Source organism: Streptomyces antarcticus, assembly GCF_026627255.1.
Classification (GTDB): Bacteria; Actinomycetota; Actinomycetes; order Streptomycetales; family Streptomycetaceae; genus Streptomyces; species Streptomyces antarcticus.
Map to the genome: position 1 here is coordinate 148,923 of NZ_JAPNLM010000013.1, position 18,122 is coordinate 167,044.

The window sequence follows — 18,122 nt, forward strand, 5'->3', positions numbered from 1 at the left end:
CCGGGTACGGCGGAAGGGCCACAGGAGACCGGCGGTCTCCTGTGGCCCTTCCTTGTCCCGTCCTCGCGCGTACCGGACCGGGGCCGGCTACTCGGTCTTGATGGCGGTGAGCATGTTCAGCCGGGCGGCGCTGCGCGCCGGCCACATGGCGGCCAGGACGCCGACCACGCCGGCGAGCAGGAGGAAGATGCCGATCCGGTCGAACGGCACGACCAGCGCGTAGTCCGGGATCGTCTTGGAGACGGTGGTGCCGACGGCCCAGGCGAGGAAGACGCCGATGACGATGCCGAGGACCGCGCCGAAGAGCGAGATCACGACGGCCTCCAGGCGGATCATGTTCTTGACCCGGCTGCGGTCGAGACCGATGGCGCGCAGCATCCCGATCTCCTGGGTCCGCTCGAAGACGGACATCGCCAGCGTGTTGACCACGCCGAGCACGGAGATGATGAGGGCCATGCCGAGCAGGCCGTACATGATGTTCAGCGCCAAGTTGATCATGCCGCCCATCTCGTCCCGCATGTCCTGCCGGGTGGCCACGGTCATCGCCGGGTTCTTGCCGAGGGCGTCGACCACGGTCTGCTGGGCGGCCTTGGAGGAGCCGCCGTCGACGTTGACGTAGACCTCGCTGATGAACGGCTCGTCGGAGTGGGCGTTCAGGACCTTCTCGTCGATCACGTACGGGGAGAGCAGGCCCTCCAGGTCCTTGTAGACCGCGCCGACCTTCAGCGAGCCCTTCTCGCCGTCTTCGTACTGGACCTGGAGCGGGGAGCCGACCGCGAGTTTCTGCGCCGTGGCCGTCTTCTCCGCGACGGCCACCTCGCCCTTGCCGAGGCTGTCGAGCGAACCGCTGAGGACCTCGATGTTCAGCAGCTGGCCGATGGCTCCCGGGGTGACGCCCGAGGCCGACGCGAACTCGCCGCCGATCCGCAGCGCTCCGGCGATCTGCGGCGAGACCGCCTTGATGCCGGGGGTCTTGGCCAGCGTCTCGGGCACCGACTTGTCGAGGTAGCCCGAGCCGCCCGACATCGAGACCTTGTAGTCGGCCTTGAGCTTGTCCGTGCTCATCCGGTCGACGGCCTTGCCCATGGTGATGCCGAGCACCGACAGCGTGGTGACCAGGGTCAGGCCGATGGCGAGGGAGGCGGCGGTGACGGCGGTGCGGCGCGGGTTGCGCACCGCGTTCTGCGCGGCCAGCTTGCCCGGGACCCCGAACAGCTTCTGCAGGAGAGGGCGGACGGAGGCGATGACCGGCTTGGAGAGCAGCGGCAGCAACACGATCATGCCGATGAGCATGAAGAACGCGCCGGCGCCGATCACCATGCGGCCGTCGCCGCCCATGGACACGCCGAGCAGGACCACGCCGATGCCGAGGACGCTGATCACGGAGCCGAGGATGTTGCGCAGGACCAGCGACTTGGCACTGGCCGGCAGGTGGGCGCTGCCCATGGCGGCGACCGGGGCGATCCGGCCGGTGCGCCAGGCGGGGAGCACGGCTGCCAGGGTGGTGACCAGGACGCCGATGACCAGGGCCGCGACGATGGTGCCCGGGGCGATCACCAGGTCGCCGGCCGGGAGCTTGGCGCCGAAGGAGCCCATCAGGGAGCGCATGCCGACGGCCAGGCCGATGCCGCTGACCAGGCCGATGACGGCGGACACGACGCCGACGACGAGGGCTTCGGCGAGGACCGAGCGCATGACCTGGCCGCGGTTGGCGCCGACGGCGCGCAGCAGGGCCAGCTCCTTGGTGCGCTGGGTGACCAGCATGGTGAAGGTGTTGTAGATGAGGAAGACGCCGACGAAGAGGGCGATGCCGGCGAAGGCGAGCAGCATGGTGCTCATGCCGCCGAGTTCGCGCTCGATGTCCTTGGCCTGCTCCCGGGCGAGCTCGGCGCCGGTCTGCGCCTTGGTGTGCTCGCCGTCGACCAGCGGCTTGATCTCGGTGAGCAGCCGGTCGGCGGAGGTGCCGGCCTTGGCGGACACCGACAGCTCCTGGAAGAAGCCGGGCTTGAGGTACAGCTCCTGGGCGACCTTGGTGTCGAAGAGCACCAGGCTGCCGCCGGCCTGGACGGCGCCGTCCTCGGTGGTGAAGACGCCGGCGAGGGAGTACTCCTTGACGGGGCCGTTGGTGGCGACGCGGACCTTGTCGCCCACCGCGTACCCGCCCGCGTCCGCGGTGGCCTTGTCGAGGGCGATCTCGTCGCCCTTGGCCGGGCCGGCGCCGGTGGTGAAGGCGTAGCGCGGGTCCTTGCCGTCCTTGACGGGGGCGTAGTTGGAGCCCTTGTTGGACCAGCCGGAGCCGATCAGCTTGCCGCCCTCGTCGCCGACGCCGGCGAAGCCCTGGACGCGGCCGGAGACGGTGTCGACGCCGCCCAGGCCGCGGACCTTGTCGAGGGTCTGCTGGCTGATGCCGGGCTCGCCCTCCGGGCGGCCCTCCTCGTCGCGGCCCTGGCCGTAGGAGGTGACGGAGACGGCGATGCCGTCGTAGCTCTTGGCGGACTGGCCGGAGAGGGACTTCTTGAGGGTGTCGGTGAAGACGAGGGTGCCGGAGACGAAGGCGACGCCGAGGGTGACGGCGAGCACCGTCATCAGCAGCCGGGCCTTGTGCGCGAGGACGTTGCGCAGGGCGGTACGGAACATGAGGGAAAGTCCAGGGGTTCGGTTGCGGTCAGCGGAGGCCGGGCGGGAGGAGCAGCCGCCTCAGCTGGTGCGGCCCTTGGCGTCGAACGCCTTCATGCGGTCCAGTACGCCGTCCGCGGTGGGCGCGGTCATCTGGTCGACGATGCTTCCGTCGGCGAGGAAGACGACCCGGTCCGCGTAGGCCGCGGCGACCGGGTCGTGGGTGACCATCACGACGGTCTGGCCGAGCTCGCGCACCGAGTTGCGCAGGAAGCCCAGGACCTCGGCTCCGGAGCGGGAGTCGAGGTTGCCGGTGGGCTCGTCGCCGAAGATGATCTCGGGGCGGGAGGCCAGGGCGCGGGCCACGGCCACGCGCTGCTGCTGGCCGCCGGAGAGCTGGGTCGGGCGGTGGCCGAGGCGGTCGGAGAGGCCGACCATGGCGATCACGGTGTCCAGCCACTGCTTGTCGGGCTTGCGGCCGGCGATGTCCATGGGGAGCGTGATGTTCTCCAGGGCGGTCAGGGTCGGCAGCAGGTTGAAGGCCTGGAAGATGAAGCCGATCTTGTCCCGGCGCAGCTGCGTGAGCTGCTTGTCCTTCAGGGAGCCCAGCTCGGTGTCGCCGATGCGGACGGAGCCGGAGGAGAAGGTGTCCAGTCCGGCGACGCAGTGCATCAGCGTGGACTTGCCGGAGCCCGAGGGGCCCATGATGGCGGTGAACTCGCCCTGGTTGAAGTTCACGGTGACGTCGTTCAGGGCGACCACCTGGGTCTCGCCCTGGCCGTACACCTTGGAGAGGCCGGTGGCGCGGGCCGCCACGGCCTGGGTGGTGTGCGGGGCGTAGTTCATGGTGGTCACGGGAGCGACTCCTGGGGCTGCGGACCGGCTGCGGTCTACGGATCGGCGGGACCTTCCCATCCTCACCGGGCCCACCCCCGCTCCGGATCAGCCGTGGTGACCGTTCCCTGGCCCTCCCGAGGCTGACCACGGGGCCGCCGCCCTCCTCCTCTGGTATGACGGGAGCCCCGACGCGCGACGGATCCGCGGCGCGGTCCGCCCCGGCACCGGGGGTGGCAGGGGGTGGCGGCAAGGGTGGCGCGCGGGGTGGCGGATGCCATCGAATTCCCGTCATTCCCACACGGGCGGAGACGGCCTTCCGGAAGGTGCCCACCGCGTGTTCTCGGTCTGACACTCCCTCAAGCGCCAATAAAATCAGACAACATCGGATAGACGCCCCGTTGGTGGCGATCGTCTTCCGGATAGGCTCGGCACAGCGTTCAAGGCTTTTTCACGGGGCCGCCGCGCCTTGCCCGGATGGTGGAATGCAGACACGGCGAGCTTAAACCTCGCTGGCCCTCGGGCCGTGCCGGTTCGAGTCCGGCTCCGGGCACTCCGCGCTGTCGCGAGGCTCCGCCTTTTTATCTCCTGCGCTTCGCCCTGCCTTCTCCTAAGATCCTCCTCCAGCAGTAGGGTGCTTTCTTTGCGAGCGCATTACTCTTGAGTCAAGGCCGCGCTCGGTGGCCACGGAGGAGTGAGATGAGGAGCAGTAACCCGGTCTTCTCGCGACGGGGGTTCAGCCGCGACAACGGTGGTCACGCGGGCTTCGATGCCCAGCAGCAGCACCAGCAGGCCGGGGCCGCGACCAACCCCTACGCGACGAACCCGTACGCGACCGACCCCGCCACGGGTATGCCGCAGGCGCCGGCGCGCACCAATGTGATGACCATCGACGACGTCGTGAGCCGTACGGCCATGACGCTCGGCACGGTCATCCTGACGGCGACGCTCGCCTGGGTCCTGCTGCCCGTCGACCCGGCCAACATCGGCACGTCCTACGGCATCGCGATCGGCGCGGCCCTGGTCGCGTTCGTCCTGGCCATGGTCCAGTCGTTCAAGCGGAAGGCTTCGCCGCCGGTCATCCTGGCCTACGCGGCCTTCGAGGGCGTCTTCCTCGGCGTGATCAGCGCGGCCGTCAGCACCTACCTGGGCGCAGGCGTCGTCATCCAGGCCGTGATGGGCACGATGTGCGTCTTCGCCGCCGTGCTCTTCGCGTACAAGATGCGCTGGATCCGCGTGAACCGGCGCTTCACCGGTTTCGTGATGGCCGCCGCCATGGGCTTCATGCTGCTCATGCTGGCGAACCTGCTGTTCTCGGTCTTCGCCGGCGGTGACGGCCTCGGCTTCCGCAGCGGCGGCCTCGGCATCCTGTTCGGCGTCATCGGCGTCATCCTGGGCGCCTGCTTCCTCGCCCTCGACTTCAAGCAGGTCGAGGACGGCGTGGCGTACGGCGCCCCGCGCGAGGAGGCGTGGCTGGCGGCCTTCGGCCTCACCATGACCCTCGTGTGGATCTACCTGGAGATGCTCCGCATCTTCTCGATCCTCTCGGGCGACGACTAGCGGGACCGGCGGCCGTACCGGCTGTCCGCGCAGGGGGAAGGCCCCGCGAGCACACCGCTCGCGGGGCCTTCCCGCGTTCGTAGGGGACAGGGGTCGGGAACGGGGTACCAGGGCTCAGCCGAAGCGGCGAGCGGCCCTGCGCAGGTCGTACTCGTGGATGATCGCCTTGGCCTGGCCGTACGACAGCTCGTGCGCGCCGCGCAGCCAGCCGACCTTCTCCTCGAACCGGACGAGGGACGGGCCCTCGTCGACGGTGCGGAGCCAGTCGGAGAGTTCACGACCGGTGGTCTGGGGGATTCTGTCGATCATGTTGCGGTGGGTCTGTTCGGAGAACTCGACGGACATATGGGCGCCTCCGGAGGTATCGCCGTGCTGTTCTCTTCACGACACCGTGCCGCAGAGTCCGCCCGTTGGCAATGGCGCCCGGGCGGCGCGTAAGGTCGGCCGGGTGCTTGATACTTCGCCCCTGACCGCCGTCGTGGAACGTTTCGCCGACCGGCTGCGGGCCGCCCCGCAGAGCCGCTTGCAGCAGGGTGCCGCCGCCGTGGCGCTGGAACTGGCCCGCGAGCTCTCCGTACGGGCGCAGCGCCTGGAGGGGTCCGGGCCGGCGCGGGAGATGCCGGACGCGGGGATCTTCGTCGTCGGCGACCAGGTGGCCGTGGCCGGGCTGGACCTCGCCGAGGCACTGCGCGGCGCGGCGGCGGCCCCGGAAGCGGCGGCCGGGGCGTCCACGGCGTCCTCCGCGTCCACGGCGGGGGACGGCACGAAGGCCCCGTCCGTGATCCTGGACGAGGCCGTGCGGCTGGTGGAGCAGGCGGACGTCAGAGCGATGCGATGACGCGGTCCGCGAGGATGTAGACGTTGCTGTCGGGGTCCTCGGCGTCGCCGCACGAGAAGGTCAGGGCGTACGCCCCGGAGATGCCCGAGCCGCCCAGCAGGACCGGCGCGGTGCCCGAGCGCAGGGCCTCGGCTAGCCGCTCCGCGGTCTCCCGGTGGCCGGGGGTCATGCAGAGCGTGGTGCCGTCGGTGAAGACGTACACGTCGAGCGTGCCCAGCGGGCCCGGCCGGACGTCCGAAAGGGCCGTACGGGCCTCCGCGAGCTCCTCCAGGCGGCTGACGGTGCGCTCGTGGTCGGCGCCCGGGTACGAGGCCTGGACCGGTACGAAGTCGGGGTGCGAGGGGTGGCGCCGGCGGGCGGCGGCCAGCTCGGCCGACTCCTCCGGGTAGCCGGTGTACTCCTCGTACGACTCCTCGCCGAGCACCGCCTCCAGGCCCACCAGGTCGGCCTGCCGGGGCAGGAAGACCGGGCTGTCCTCGCCGAGCCCGGGCAGGCCGCCCAGCAGCGACGGCGCGTCGGCGGCGTCACGGGCCTCCTGCGCGGCCCAGAAGGCCCGCGCCTCGGCCAGCTCCCGCTCGCGCTCCTCGGCGAGGGCTTCGGCCACGGCGGCTCGTATTTCCGCGGCGGGGGACTCCACGGCGCTGCGGGCGTGCGGCACGGTCGCACCGCGGGGGTGGGCCGGCGCCGCCAGCTCACTGCGCAGGGCCGTGACCTGCTTGCGCAGGCCGTGGACGGCGTGCAGCGCAGCAGCGCCCACGGTCGTGGCAGCGGCCGTGGTCAGCAGCAGGGCAAGAGACATGGCGCTCACTGGCTAACTCCTGATTGTTTCGATCCCCCGACTTCCTACATCAGAGTGTCCCGACCTGGGAATGGCGTGCAGTGCATTACGTCATGAATTGGACAGGTCTTTCGTCCCGGGGGCCTCGGCCGCACGGTGGTTGACCTGCACATATGCCGATCCCCCAGGACAAAGGTCACATCCTGGGGGAGATTCGGTCACAGGTCGGCGGCGACGGGGTTAGAACTGGTGTCAGTACGGGACGCGGGATCTCGCCGGATCCCTTGCGGCGCCCGGGGTTCGAGACGCCGGGGCCGCTCCCGGCAGGGGCGGCACCCATTCGGACGAGCGACGCGCCCCCTACCCTCAGCTACCGCCCGGCCCAGCCGTCGCGGCTCAGCTCAGGCGCTTCGCTCCTGTGGTCGCGCTGAGCTTCGCCTCCGCTGCGGGCAGGTGCCGCCCTCGTTCCTCGGGCGACCCCTACCCTCCGCTGCGGCTCAGCTCAGGCGCTCGATCACCATCGCCATGCCCTGGCCGCCGCCCACGCACATCGTCTCCAGGCCGAACTGCTTGTCGTGGAACTGCAGGCTGTTGATCAGGGTTCCGGTGATCCGGGCGCCGGTCATCCCGAACGGGTGACCGACGGCGATGGCCCCGCCGTTGACGTTGAGCTTGTCCAGCGGGATCTCCAGGTCCCGGTAGGACGGGATGACCTGGGCCGCGAAGGCCTCGTTGATCTCGAACAGGTCGATGTCCCCGACGGTCAGGCCGGCCCGCTTCAGGGCCTGCTTGGACGCCTCGACCGGGCCCAGGCCCATGATCTCGGGGGACAGGCCGGTGACGCCGGTGGAGACGATCCGCGCCAGCGGGGTCAGGCCCAGGTCCCGCGCCTTGGTGTCGCTCATGATGACCAGCGCGGCTGCGCCGTCGTTGAGCGCACAGCAGTTGGCGGCCGTGATCAGGCCGTCGGGGCGGAAGACGGGCTTGAGGCCCTGGACGCCCTCCAGCGTCACGCCGGCGCGCGGGCCGTCGTCGGCGGAGACGACCGTCCCGTCGGGGGTCGTGACCGGGGTGATCTCGCGCTCCCAGAAGCCGTTCTTGATCGCGGCCTCGGCCAGGTTCTGCGAGCGGACGCCGAACTCGTCCATGTCCTGGCGGGTCACGCCCTTCAGGCGGGCCAGGTTCTCCGCGGTCTGGCCCATCGCGATGTACGCGTCGGGGATCAGGCCGTCCTCGCGCGGGTCGTGCCAGGACGCGCCCTCGCTCTGCGCGACGGCGGCCGTACGGCCCTCGGCGTCGGCGAAGAGCGGGTTGTGCGTGTCCGGCAGGCCGTCGGAGGAGCCCTTCACGGACCGGGAGACCATCTCGACGCCCGCGGAGATGAAGACGTCGCCCTCGCCCGCCTTGATGGCGTGCAGGGCCATCCGCGAGGTCTGGAGCGAGGAGGAGCAGTAACGGGTGATCGTGCAGCCCGGCAGGTGGTCCATGCCCATCTGCACGGCGACGATGCGCCCCAGGTTGTGGCCCTGCTCGCCGCCGGGGAGGCCGCAGCCGAGCATCAGGTCGTCGATGTCGCGCGGGTCCAGCCCGGGAACCTTGGCGAGGGCGGCCTGGATGACCGTCGCGGTCAGGTCGTCCGGGCGTACGTCCTTGAGGGACCCCTTGAAGGCGCGTCCGATGGGCGAGCGGGCGGTCGAAACGATGACGGCTTCGGGCATCGGGACTCCAGGGGTGCGTCGTTGCGGGACCGCAAGCGAAGTTACCGCCCCGTACGGTCGAGGTCACCGGCCTTGCGGTGTGATGCCGGTCGCTCCCGCGGGGGTGGCGGGTGGCCGGGCGGGCGCCGGGGCGGCTCCGCGCCGCCTCCGGCACCCGCCCGCCGGGCCGCCCCGGGGCGCGCCCCGGGGCGTGAGGCGCCCTGGGTGGTTCAGGCCGGGCCGGAGACCGCTTCGGGGTTCGGCGTGCCCGTGGCGGCCGTCCCGGCGGCGCGCGCGGCCGGTGCCGGCTCCTCGCCGGGGACCCGCCGGCGGCGGCGGTGCTTGAGCAGGGCCCAGGGCCCGCGGGCCGCGGTGACCTCCGTACCCGCCTCGCCAGCGGCCGCCGACGCGGCCTTGGCCACCGGGAGCATGTCCTCGTCCCGGGACACGTCCAGCCGGTCCGACTCGGGCCACACCCCGAGCGCCGCGCACAGCGTGGGCAGCACGGCCATCGCGGCGGTCGCGTACCCCTCCGCCGACGGGTGATAGGCGTCCGGGCCGAACATCTCGCGCGGGTTCGCGGCGAACTCCGGGCCCAGCAGGTCCCCCATGGAGACCGTACGGGCGCCCAGCGCGACCACGCCTATGGTCTGGGCCGCCGCCAGCTGGCGCGAGACCCGCCGGGCCACCCACCGCAGCGGCTGGTACACCGGCTCGATGGTGCCCAGGTCGGGGCAGGTGCCCACGACGACCTCGGCGCCCGCCAGCCGCAGCCGCCGTACGGCCGAGGTCAGGCACCGCACCGAGTGTGTCGGCGGCATCCGCCGGGTCACGTCGTTCGCGCCGATCATGATCACGCAGACGTCGGGCGGGGGCACGTCCTGCCCCTCGGGCCCGTCGAGCAGCAGGGCCACCTGCCGGTCCAGGTCGTCGGACATGGCCCCCGACAGGGCCACGTTGCGCATCTCCACCGGCCGCTCGGCCACCGCCGCCAGCCCGGAGGCCAGCAGGGCCGCCGGTGTCTGCCGGGCCCGCCGTACGCCCAGCCCCGCGGCCGTGGAGTCGCCCAGCATGCCCAGCCGCAGCGGCCCCGGGCTCATCTCGGGGCCGGCGAACTCGCTCCCGTACAGCCCGTCCGCGCGCGGCGGATCCGGCAGCCCGGTCCCCACCGTCCGCTTCGCGAACTGGACCTCCGCCAGCACCAGGCCCACCGTCGCGGCCCCGACCAGCCCGAGGCCGCCTCCGCCGTACGCCGCTCCCGCCGCGATCCGCCGGGCCGTTCTCGCCCTCGACACGCTTCAGGCCACCTCCTCGTCCCTCGATGACCTACCTGCCCCGTACGTACGGTCGTCCAATCCCTTTCGGCATACCCTGGCCGGACCTCCCGGAGAACCCGTGGAGTCCCCTCCTTGGAGAACATGGTGCAATTCCACGACTCGATGATCAGCCTCGTCGGCAACACCCCGCTGGTGAAGCTCAACCGTGTGACCGAAGGCCTGCAGGCCACCGTCCTTGCGAAGGTCGAGTACTTCAACCCCGGCGGGTCGGTGAAGGACCGCATCGCCGTACGGATGATCGAGGCCGCCGAGCAGAGCGGAGCCCTCAAGCCCGGTGGCACCATCGTGGAGCCGACCAGCGGCAACACGGGTGTAGGACTCGCCATCGTGGCCCAGCAGAAGGGCTACCACTGCATCTTCGTCTGCCCTGACAAGGTGTCCGCGGACAAGATCAACGTCATGCGTGCGTACGGCGCCGACGTCGTGGTCTGCCCGACCGCCGTCGACCCCGAGCACCCGGACTCGTACTACAACGTGTCCGACCGCCTCGTGCGCGAGACGCCCGGCGCCTGGAAGCCCGACCAGTACAGCAACCCGAACAACCCCCGTTCGCACTACGAGACCACCGGTCCCGAGCTGTGGGAGCAGACCGACGGGAAGATCACCCACTTCATCGCGGGCGTCGGCACCGGCGGCACGATCTCCGGCACCGGCGGCTACCTGAAGGAGGTGTCCGGCGGCAAGGTCAAGGTCATCGGCGCCGACCCCGAGGGCTCGGTCTACTCCGGCGGCTCGGGCCGCCCGTACCTCGTCGAGGGCGTCGGCGAGGACTTCTGGCCGACCGCCTACGACCGCAACGTCACCGACGAGATCATCGCGGTGTCCGACAAGGACTCCTTCCAGATGACCCGCCGCCTCGCGAAGGAGGAGGGCCTGCTCGTCGGCGGTTCCTGCGGCATGGCGGTCGTGGCCGCCCTGCGCGCCGCCGAGGGCCTGGGCCCGGACGACGTGGTCGTCGTCCTGCTGCCGGACAGCGGCCGCGGCTACCTCAGCAAGATCTTCAGCGACGAGTGGATGGCCGGACACGGGTTCCTCGAGGAGGCCGGGCCCTCCGCGCGCATCGGCGACGTGCTGAACGACAAGGAGGACGGCATTCCCTCCCTCGTCCACATGCACCCCGAGGAGACCGTCGGCGAGGCCATCGAGGTCCTGCGCGAGTACGGCGTCTCGCAGATGCCGATCGTCAAGCCGGGCGCCGGCCACCCCGACGTCATGGCCGCCGAGGTCATCGGCTCCGTCGTCGAGAAGGAGCTGCTGTCCGCCCTGTTCGCGCAGCGCGCCTCGCTCGGTGACCCGCTGGAGAAGCACATGAGCGCGCCGCTGCCGCAGGTCGGCTCGGGCGAGCCGGTCTCCGAGCTGATGGCCGTGCTCGGCGAGGCCGACGCGGCGATCGTGCTGGTCGAGGGCAAGCCGACCGGTGTCGTCAGCCGCCAGGACCTGCTGGCCTTCCTGGCCAAGGGATCCAAGTAGCCGCGGCCGGTCCGCGGCCGCCGCGACGCGGCCGCGCGAGCCCGTAGCGCAATCGGTACGGGCCCGACACGTGGGCGCAGCACCGGCTTAACACGGCTCCGGCACAGTGGTGGTCGTCGGCAGGGAAGAGCGGGAAACCGCCGGACCCGGCCGGCACCACCGAACGGCGTTGCGTGACTCCGGAGCGGCTCCCGGACCATGTGCGCCACGGACGCGGACGGCCCTGACCCGGCCGTGTCCTTCGCGGGGACCGCCGTCGTCCCGCCCCCGGGCAACCGGGGTGCGGCGGTCCCCGCCCAAGTCTTTTCCGGACTCTTCTCCGGGCTCAGGCGGGGACCGGCCAGGCCGGTCAGCCGAGCGGATCGCGGTCCCGGCGGCCGAAGGACTTGTGGGCGTGGACGAAGTTCACGGCCACGATGCCCGCCCAGACCACCAGCAGCCCGCTCAGGCGCGCGTGCGCGGCGCCGATCGCCGAGAGCGGGATCGCCAGGACCAGCGTGATGACGGCGAAGCCGAAGCGCTCCCCGAACGCGGCCCCGGGCGAAGCCGGGCCGCCGCCCGCCCCGCCGCGGGCCGCGAGCAGGCGTTCCTCGGCCAGCCGGCGCCTGACCTGGGTGTCGACCTTCTCGACGAACGAGTCCACCAGCTCGGCCTCGTACTCCGGCCCCAGCTCCCGCCGGGCGTCCAGGGTGGCGTCGAGTTCCTTCTTCAGCTCTCGGGCATGCGCGTCCATCCCCCCACCGTAGGCAGCGGCCGGCCCTGCGGCACTGGGGCTAGCCCCCGGTTCGCGCGCGTCCGATGCGCGTGAACGCCCGCGACACCGCCCTGCGGGCGGAGTGGATCCTCCACGGCGTCACGCGGAGCACGGCCGGGGCGGCGATCACGAGGACGAGCGTCAGGGCCCAGCTCCACGGATCCGCGGCCGGCCGGCTCGTCCAGTCCCACCAGTAGACGTGGCCGGCGCCCCCGTGCCCGTAGTAGACGAGCGGGAAGATCGTGGAGACGGGCAGGACCCAGGCCAGGCGCCAGCCCAGGACACGGCCGGACACCACCGCCAAAGCCAGCCAGGCGAGCAGGGAACGGGAGGCCTGGAGCCCCGCCCCGGCGTCGCGCAGCACCACTTCGCAGACCCCGACGAGGAGGAGTGCGAACGCCGTCGCCGTGGCCAGGTAGCGCAACTGCATGCGCCGCAAGGTGCTCGAAGGGGATTCCTCGAACGTGTGCATGAGGCTGTGCAGGCCTCCGGCGACGAGCGATGCGTGGATCACCGGGACTTCTCGGCGGAAGGGCACCTGACGTACGCCCTCCGCCGAGGGTATGGCCAGGAGCGCGGCACCGAAGAAGGCGTTGAGGGCGAGGACCACCAGGAAGGCCACGGCCATGGCCGGGATGCCGTGGGCCCGCAGGAAGAGCCTCACGGGAGGATCGGTCTCACGCACAGGGAGTCTCCTCGATGACGTTCAGGCGTTGGTCGACCCATGCCTTCTGAGCGGGTTCTCCTTCCTTGCTGATCTTCTCTATCGCGGCGAAGTCGACCCCGGGCGGTCCGCCGTGGATGCCCTTCCGCTCGTTCGGCCCGTTCGCCCGGAACTCGAGCCAGGTCTGGATCTCGAACGTCGCCGCGCTCAGGCGTTCCAGGGAGTCCTCGCGCCACTGCTCGCACCGCATCGGGATGGAATCGCGCATGATGGCGCCGGCGAGGTTGGGGGAGACGAACCACAGGTTGCCCTCGATGATCTCGAAGTCGTTGGCGGAAGCCTCGGACCACGGCCGCAGGCCCGCCTCGTGGAAGGTCTGCGGCATCTTGATCCAGTCCTGCGGAATGGCGTCGAGGCGCTTCACCATGGCCGTGACCTCCGGCAGGTACGTGCGGTCCTCGGGCCAGAGGCACACGCGGGGCGCACCGGAGGAGCACAGCGGGGTGCCGGTGTTCTCCCGGTCCACCTGCACGGGCCCCGCCGAGACGAGGGCGACCAGCGAGGCGAAGACGGCGGTGATCGCGGCGAGACCCGCCGCGCGCGCCGGTGCCGCTGCCGTGCGCAGCCCGCTCTTGCGGCGGAATACCGACGGTCCGAGCACGGCGAACGCCGCGAGGAAGAGGGCGAGCGCCAGGTGCGACAGGAGGGCGGACTCCGAAAGCTTCCGGGCAGGGCTGCCGGACAGGACGTAGAAGCCCAGCTGGTCTGGTGAGCCGAGTGCCCCGATCGCGACGAAACACGCGAGCCCGCAGATGACGGGGGCCGCGATCGCCGAGGTGGACAGGCGTCCCACCGCGTGCCCGATCGCGGTGCAGGCCACGATCGTCGAGGCACCGAGCAGGAGGTAGCCCGGCCACAGGAAGCCCGGGCCGCCTTCCGGTACGGTGACCGCCGCCGCGGCGGCCGCTCCGAGGACGTACGCGATGAGGACGTGGGCGAGGGTCGCCGTGAACTGCGCCGCCTCGATCCGCCAGCCCGCTCGCGCGGCGGTCTCTCGCTGCTCGGCGATGCCGCGGCGCAAGGAGCGGCCCACGGCCCATGCCGCGGCCGCGGCCGCGATCGGGGCGAAGAAGAGGGCGGGAATCTGCGCCGCGGCGCTGGCCTGCGGCCAGACGCCGATCCACCACCGGCTCCGCCCGAAGATCGACGCCAGGTCGACCGCCACGAGCAGCGGAAGGACCAGGAGCAGGGGGGAGCGCCGGAATTCGATCCAGAGGACTTTCACCGCGTCGTCCCCCGGTCGGCCAGGACGGACATGTAGCCGCGCTCCAGGGCGCTGTCTCCGGGCTGGTCCGGGGACCCGCCGCCGGCGAGGGCTTCCGGTGTGCCGTGGAAGAGGAGGCTGCCCGAGCGTACGACCGCGACCTCGTCGCAGGCCGCCGAGACGTCCTCGACGAGGTGGGTGCTGAGCACGACCGCCGCGTCCCCGAGGCCCTTGATCAGAGCCCTGAACTCGAGGCGCTGCGCGGGGTCGAGTCCCACCGTGGGCTCGTCCAGAAGGATCAGGCGCGGCGATCCCACCAGGGCCGTCGCGATGCCGGCGCGGCGCAGCATGCCGCCCGACAGCGACTTCATCTTGTCGTTCGACCGGTCACTCAGGCCGACGGAGGCGATGGCCTCGCGTACCGCATCGCGCGTCCGCTTCCTCGGCACCTCGCGCAGCCAGGCGCAGTAGGTCACGAACTCCTCGACCGTGAAGTTCGGATAGAAGCCGAACTCCTGGGGGAGGTATCCGATATTGCGCCTCGCGGTCCTCGCGTCCTTTTCCGAGGTGATGGTCCTGCCCATGATGGTGATAACCCCGTCCTGCGGCGGGGCCACTGTCGCCAAGGTGCGCAGGAGAGTCGTCTTGCCGGCTCCGTTCGGTCCCAGAAGGCCGATGACCGAGCCGTTCCCGATCTCAAGCGAAAGGTGATGGATCACGGTTCTCTTCCCGTATCCCTGCTTGATTCCATCGGCGCGCGCGATGGTGTCCACATCTGCCTCCCATGCCGGAATGGGTGCCCCGATGGCCTGCTATCGGAACACCCATTCTGTCGGCCTATTCAATGCTGAAACCGACGGTTATCGGAGTGGCTCAGCCGTTGCTGTAGAGGATGTACGAGCGCAGCACCTTGAACGAGCACTCCCGCGTTCCCCACTTGCCGACGAAGCCCTTGCTCCAGCGGTGGTAGCCGCTGCCGCGGTCGGTCTGCCAGTCGCACACGCCCCAGTTGTTGAACTGCCCCGACACCGTCACCGGGTTGCAGTGGCCGGTGAATGCGGTGTTCCCCCAGGTCGAGTAACAGCCGTTGGTCTTCCCGCTGGTACCCGCCGCGGTCGCGGTGGGTACGACGGTCACGGCGGCGGCGACCGTCAGCGCTCCGATGGTGACCGCCTGGGTCACCTTGCCGAACACATTCTTCTTCATGCTCTTCCTTCCGTGGAATCAGTGATGGAATTCATCGAAAGAGGGCAGCGTCAGCTGCTCTTCGATTTCACAGAAAGGGGTAGCGGTAATTCTCTCCCGACGGTCAAGCCCGTCGAGGCCGGAAGTGCGGGTGCATAACCTCGCGCGCTTCCGGGTCACCTGTATGCGATGTGGGGCCGCAGTTTCACCGCGAACCCCGTCCCCCTTGTGATCGAAATTCTAGCCTTCGGCCCGAGGGTGATCGGCAGGCGAGGGCGGGTGGGGCGATTATGAGCCACTGCTCCACGTGTGGCCGGATCCGTGCGGCCTTGAGGCAGAGGCGGCGGGCGGTTCGACCCATCTGGTGCCTGAAGATCGAATGGCTGATTTTGTTCGCTCACGCGCACTGTTCCATAGGCGGCAAAACGGGACACTCGGGCCAATCCAGATGCGGCGGTGGGTGGTCGACCGGACCGAACTGCCGGTGGGCGCGGCGCGATCGGGCTTCGGACCGACTTCGGACCGGCTTCGGCGCGCATCCGCAGTGCGGGCGCGGGTTGCCCCGCTGCATAACCACATGCAGAGTGCTCCGTGACTGAATATCTCACCGGGGACGGGATGGAGGGGACCGCCATGAGCGACGGCCCGGCCGCACGGCTGCAGAAGCTGTTCGAAGGGCACCGGCTGACGCCGACCCAGCGGCGGATCGCGCACTGCATGGTGCGCGGGGCGGCCGAGGTGCCGTTCCTGTCGAGCGTGGAGCTCGCCGAACTGGCCGGGGTGAGCCAGCCCTCCGTGACCCGGTTCGCGGTGGCGCTCGGCTTCGACGGGTACCCGGCGCTGCGCCGGCACCTGCGCGAGGTGGCCCCCGCCGAGCGGGCGGGCACCGAGGACGGGGACGCGTACAACGAGTACCAGCAGGCCGTCCAGGGCGAGATCGAGAACCTGCGGCAGCTGTCGGCGATGCTCGCCGATCCCGCGCCGGTCCAGGAGGCGGGCCGGATGCTCGCCGCCTCGGTCCCGCTGCCGGTGCTCGGGCTGCGGGCGGCGTCATCGCAGGCGCGCGGGTTCGCGTACTTCGCCGGCAAGGTGCACCCGGACGTACGGCTGCTCGACGAGGGCGGTTCGATGCTGGAGGACCGCATCGACGCGGCCCGCTACGAGGGGGCCACCGCGCTGCTCTGCTTCGCGCTGCCCCGTCACCCCCGGGAGGTCGTGGAGGCCCTGGAGCGCTCGCGGCGGGCCGGGCTGACGGTCGTCACCGTCGCGGACTCGGCGTTCGCGCCGGTCGCCCGCCACTCGGACCTGCTGATCCCGGCCCCCGTCGGCACCGGCCTGGCCTTCGACACGGCCTGCGCCCCGATGCTGCTGGGCCGGGTGCTGCTGGAGGCGATGGCGGACGCGCTGCCGGACGCGCAGGCGCGGCTGGAGGCCTTCGACGCGCGGGCCGCGGCGCGGGGGCTGTTCGTGGAGTGAGCCGGCCGCGGGGGCGGGGCGCGGCGGTTGGCGGCGGGGCGGTCGGTGGCGCGCTCGGTTTCGGGCCTCGCCCCCGGCCCTCGCCCCGGCCTCGCGGCCGCCCTGGCGCGCGAGCCGCGGCGTCAGAGCAGGGCGTCCCGGTGGGCGCCGCCCGCCTCCGCGACGAGGGCCGCGAGGTCCTGCGCCGGGCGGGCCGCGGTGAAGCGGATCCCGCCGTCCGGGGCGGGCGCGTACCCGTGGACCGCCGGACGGGGCAGGCTGTTGTAGCCGTAGTGCGCCGTGAAGAAGTACGCGCCCGTGTCCGGCACCCCGACCAGGTCGCCCGGGGCCAGCGGGGGCAGTTCCCGGGCCGTGGCGAGCAGGTCGCCCGCGAAGCAGGCCGGGCCGGCGACGTCCTGCGCGACGGGGTCGCCTGTCTTCGGGGCGCCGGTCGCGTCGTACGCCAGGACGCGGACCGGCCAGGAGGCCGGCGCGTACACGGTCCGGGTCGCCACCTGGACCCCGGCGTGCGTGACGGCGATCGGGCGGCCCCCGGTGGTCTTGGTGTACTCGACCCGCGCGAGGACCAGCCCGTGCTTGGCCAGCAGGGACCGGCCGAACTCCGTCACCAGGCCGTACGAGCCGTCGAAGAGCCCGGGCACCGCCTCGCGCAGCGCGGCCGCGTACCGCGCGAACGCCGGGGGCTCCTCGTCCGAGGTGAAGTCCACCGGCAGCCCGCCGCCGATGTCGAGGGTGTCGACCTGGCGGCGCCCGGCCGCCGCGTTGATCTCCTCGGCCAGCGCGTGCAGCTCCCGTACGCCCTCCACGAGCAGGGCGAGCGGGACGCCCTGCGACCCGGAGTGGGTGTGCAGGCGCGTCAGCCACGGCCGGTCCAGGAAGGCCCGGACGAGCCGGGCGCGGGCGCCCGGGTCGCGCAGGGCCACGCCGAACTTCGAGGTGGCGGTGGCGGTGGAGAGGGCGCCGATGGTGCCCGCGCCCGTCTGGGGGTTGACGCGGACGCCGATCGGGGAGACGGTCGGCGCCGCCGCGACCAGGGCGTCGAGGCGCTCCAGCTCCTGGTGGTTGTCGGCGTTGACGGCGATCCCGAGGGCGAGGGCCTCCCGCAGCTCGGCGGTCGTCTTGGCGGGGGAGTCCAGGACGGTGTGCTCCGGCAGTGCCCCGGACGCCCGGGCCAGCGCCAGCTCGCCGGCGCTCGCGACCTCGCAGCCGATCCCGCAGTCCGCGAGCAGCCGCAGGACCGGTACGAGCGGGGCGGCCTTGACGGCGAAGGCGTGCAGAACGGGCGTGCCGGGCGGCAGCACGGCCGCGAACGCGCCGGTCAGGGCGGCGGCCGAGGCCCGGATGCCGGCGGTGTCCAGCAGGCAGACCAGCGGCTCGGAGTCGAGCAGCCCCTGCCCGACGGCCGCCCGCACGGCCAGGTCCCGGCGCCGGGCCCCGGCCCCCGCGGCCGGGGCGGCGGCCCCCGCGGCGGCCCCCGAACCGGCGTCCTCGCGCCCGCCGGTATGCGCGCCCGTATCCGCGCCCGTATCCGCGCCCGTACCCGCCCCCGTGCCCGTCTCCGCGTTCGTTTCGGCAGCCATGGCGCCATCCCATCACCACACCGACCCGCCCGCAGCTGTTGACTGAATCTATTCATGGGGACAGGATGT

Annotated in this window: 16 protein-coding genes and 1 tRNA gene; 5 read left to right on the top strand and 12 right to left on the bottom strand. The window is 71.7% G+C overall.

What is annotated here, in order from left to right; translation table 11 throughout:
• Positions 1-87 precede the first annotated feature (87 nt).
• Together OTB16_RS20915 and OTB16_RS20920 are read right to left on the bottom strand one after the other, a co-directional pair.
• The gene (locus OTB16_RS20915) at positions 88-2,637 is read right to left on the bottom strand and encodes an ABC transporter permease (RefSeq protein ID WP_267721827.1); all 2,550 of its coding nucleotides are present in this window, start codon (positions 2,635-2,637) and stop codon (positions 88-90) included.
• Positions 2,638-2,697: 60 nt separating this feature from the next.
• A complete protein-coding gene (locus OTB16_RS20920) occupies positions 2,698-3,462 on the bottom strand; it encodes an ABC transporter ATP-binding protein (RefSeq protein ID WP_267721970.1) in 765 nt (254 codons plus the stop codon).
• A gap of 459 nt (positions 3,463-3,921) precedes the next feature.
• Between OTB16_RS20920 and OTB16_RS20925 the strand changes: the two genes are divergently transcribed.
• Together OTB16_RS20925 and OTB16_RS20930 are read left to right on the top strand one after the other, a co-directional pair.
• A tRNA-Leu gene (locus OTB16_RS20925) sits at positions 3,922-4,003 on the top strand.
• Between the two features lie 146 nt (positions 4,004-4,149).
• On the top strand, positions 4,150-5,010 hold the full coding sequence (locus tag OTB16_RS20930) for a Bax inhibitor-1/YccA family protein (RefSeq protein ID WP_267721828.1): 861 nt from the start codon (positions 4,150-4,152) through the stop codon (positions 5,008-5,010).
• Between the two features lie 114 nt (positions 5,011-5,124).
• Here the strand turns inward: OTB16_RS20930 and OTB16_RS20935 are convergent, their stop codons facing one another.
• Positions 5,125-5,355 (bottom strand): DUF4287 domain-containing protein, encoded by a 231-nt coding sequence (locus OTB16_RS20935; protein WP_267721830.1) that lies wholly within the window; start codon positions 5,353-5,355, stop codon positions 5,125-5,127.
• A gap of 103 nt (positions 5,356-5,458) precedes the next feature.
• Between OTB16_RS20935 and OTB16_RS20940 the strand changes: the two genes are divergently transcribed.
• On the top strand, positions 5,459-5,848 hold the full coding sequence (locus OTB16_RS20940; protein WP_267721831.1) for a hypothetical protein: 390 nt from the start codon (positions 5,459-5,461) through the stop codon (positions 5,846-5,848).
• Here the strand turns inward: OTB16_RS20940 and OTB16_RS20945 are convergent.
• The 3 genes from OTB16_RS20945 to OTB16_RS20955 form a co-directional block, all read right to left on the bottom strand.
• Complete coding sequence (locus tag OTB16_RS20945) at positions 5,832-6,647, bottom strand: hypothetical protein (RefSeq protein ID WP_267721971.1); 816 nt, start codon at positions 6,645-6,647, stop codon at positions 5,832-5,834. The two genes, OTB16_RS20940 and OTB16_RS20945, sit on opposite strands and share 17 nt — an antisense overlap.
• A 476-nt stretch (positions 6,648-7,123) precedes the next feature.
• On the bottom strand, positions 7,124-8,344 hold the full coding sequence (locus OTB16_RS20950) for an acetyl-CoA C-acetyltransferase (RefSeq protein ID WP_267721832.1): 1,221 nt from the start codon (positions 8,342-8,344) through the stop codon (positions 7,124-7,126).
• A gap of 209 nt (positions 8,345-8,553) precedes the next feature.
• Entirely contained in the window at positions 8,554-9,618 is a 1,065-nt protein-coding gene (locus OTB16_RS20955; protein ID WP_267721834.1) for an SGNH/GDSL hydrolase family protein, read from the bottom strand.
• A 126-nt stretch (positions 9,619-9,744) separates the two neighbouring features.
• Between OTB16_RS20955 and OTB16_RS20960 the strand changes: the two genes are divergently transcribed.
• Positions 9,745-11,130: a cystathionine beta-synthase gene (locus tag OTB16_RS20960; protein WP_267721972.1), complete on the top strand. Its 1,386-nt coding sequence runs from the start codon at positions 9,745-9,747 to the stop codon at positions 11,128-11,130.
• 349 nt (positions 11,131-11,479) lie between these two features.
• Here OTB16_RS20960 and OTB16_RS20965 read toward each other — a convergent pair whose 3' ends face one another.
• The 5 genes from OTB16_RS20965 to OTB16_RS20985 form a co-directional block, all read right to left on the bottom strand.
• On the bottom strand, positions 11,480-11,863 hold the full coding sequence (locus OTB16_RS20965; protein ID WP_267721835.1) for a hypothetical protein: 384 nt from the start codon (positions 11,861-11,863) through the stop codon (positions 11,480-11,482).
• A 40-nt stretch (positions 11,864-11,903) separates the two neighbouring features.
• Positions 11,904-12,569, bottom strand: a complete 666-nt coding sequence (locus tag OTB16_RS20970) for a hypothetical protein (RefSeq protein ID WP_267721836.1) — start codon at positions 12,567-12,569, stop codon at positions 11,904-11,906.
• Positions 12,562-13,833: an ABC transporter permease gene (locus OTB16_RS20975; protein ID WP_267721837.1), complete on the bottom strand. Its 1,272-nt coding sequence runs from the start codon at positions 13,831-13,833 to the stop codon at positions 12,562-12,564. Before OTB16_RS20975 ends, OTB16_RS20970 begins: the two co-directional genes overlap by 8 nt.
• Positions 13,830-14,531: an ATP-binding cassette domain-containing protein gene (locus OTB16_RS20980; protein WP_267721839.1), complete on the bottom strand. Its 702-nt coding sequence runs from the start codon at positions 14,529-14,531 to the stop codon at positions 13,830-13,832. The genes OTB16_RS20975 and OTB16_RS20980 overlap by 4 nt, the downstream gene beginning before the upstream one ends.
• Before the next feature lie 154 nt (positions 14,532-14,685).
• Entirely contained in the window at positions 14,686-15,018 is a 333-nt protein-coding gene (locus OTB16_RS20985; RefSeq protein WP_267721841.1) for a hypothetical protein, read from the bottom strand.
• Positions 15,019-15,630: 612 nt separating this feature from the next.
• On the opposite strand from OTB16_RS20985, the gene OTB16_RS20990 reads away from it, so the two are divergent.
• The gene (locus tag OTB16_RS20990; RefSeq protein WP_267721842.1) at positions 15,631-16,473 is read left to right on the top strand and encodes a MurR/RpiR family transcriptional regulator; all 843 of its coding nucleotides are present in this window, start codon (positions 15,631-15,633) and stop codon (positions 16,471-16,473) included.
• 122 nt (positions 16,474-16,595) lie between these two features.
• Here the strand turns inward: OTB16_RS20990 and OTB16_RS20995 are convergent, their stop codons facing one another.
• Positions 16,596-18,053: a type III PLP-dependent enzyme domain-containing protein gene (locus tag OTB16_RS20995; RefSeq protein ID WP_267721844.1), complete on the bottom strand. Its 1,458-nt coding sequence runs from the start codon at positions 18,051-18,053 to the stop codon at positions 16,596-16,598.
• Positions 18,054-18,122: the final 69 nt, after the last annotated feature.

Excerpts from the sequence above, each read along its gene's own strand:
- OTB16_RS20915 (WP_267721827.1), bottom strand. The coding sequence starts at position 2,637 with ATGTTCCGTACCGCCCTGCGCAACGTCCTCGCGCACAAGGCCCGGCTG.
- OTB16_RS20920 (WP_267721970.1), bottom strand. The coding sequence starts at position 3,462 with ATGAACTACGCCCCGCACACCACCCAGGCCGTGGCGGCCCGCGCCACC.
- OTB16_RS20930 (WP_267721828.1), top strand. The coding sequence starts at position 4,150 with ATGAGGAGCAGTAACCCGGTCTTCTCGCGACGGGGGTTCAGCCGCGAC.
- OTB16_RS20935 (WP_267721830.1), bottom strand. The coding sequence starts at position 5,355 with ATGTCCGTCGAGTTCTCCGAACAGACCCACCGCAACATGATCGACAGA.
- OTB16_RS20945 (WP_267721971.1), bottom strand. The coding sequence starts at position 6,647 with ATGTCTCTTGCCCTGCTGCTGACCACGGCCGCTGCCACGACCGTGGGC.
- OTB16_RS20950 (WP_267721832.1), bottom strand. The coding sequence starts at position 8,344 with ATGCCCGAAGCCGTCATCGTTTCGACCGCCCGCTCGCCCATCGGACGC.
- OTB16_RS20965 (WP_267721835.1), bottom strand. The coding sequence starts at position 11,863 with ATGGACGCGCATGCCCGAGAGCTGAAGAAGGAACTCGACGCCACCCTG.
- OTB16_RS20985 (WP_267721841.1), bottom strand. The coding sequence starts at position 15,018 with ATGAAGAAGAATGTGTTCGGCAAGGTGACCCAGGCGGTCACCATCGGA.
- OTB16_RS20990 (WP_267721842.1), top strand. The coding sequence starts at position 15,631 with ATGAGCGACGGCCCGGCCGCACGGCTGCAGAAGCTGTTCGAAGGGCAC.
- OTB16_RS20995 (WP_267721844.1), bottom strand. The coding sequence starts at position 18,053 with ATGGCTGCCGAAACGAACGCGGAGACGGGCACGGGGGCGGGTACGGGC.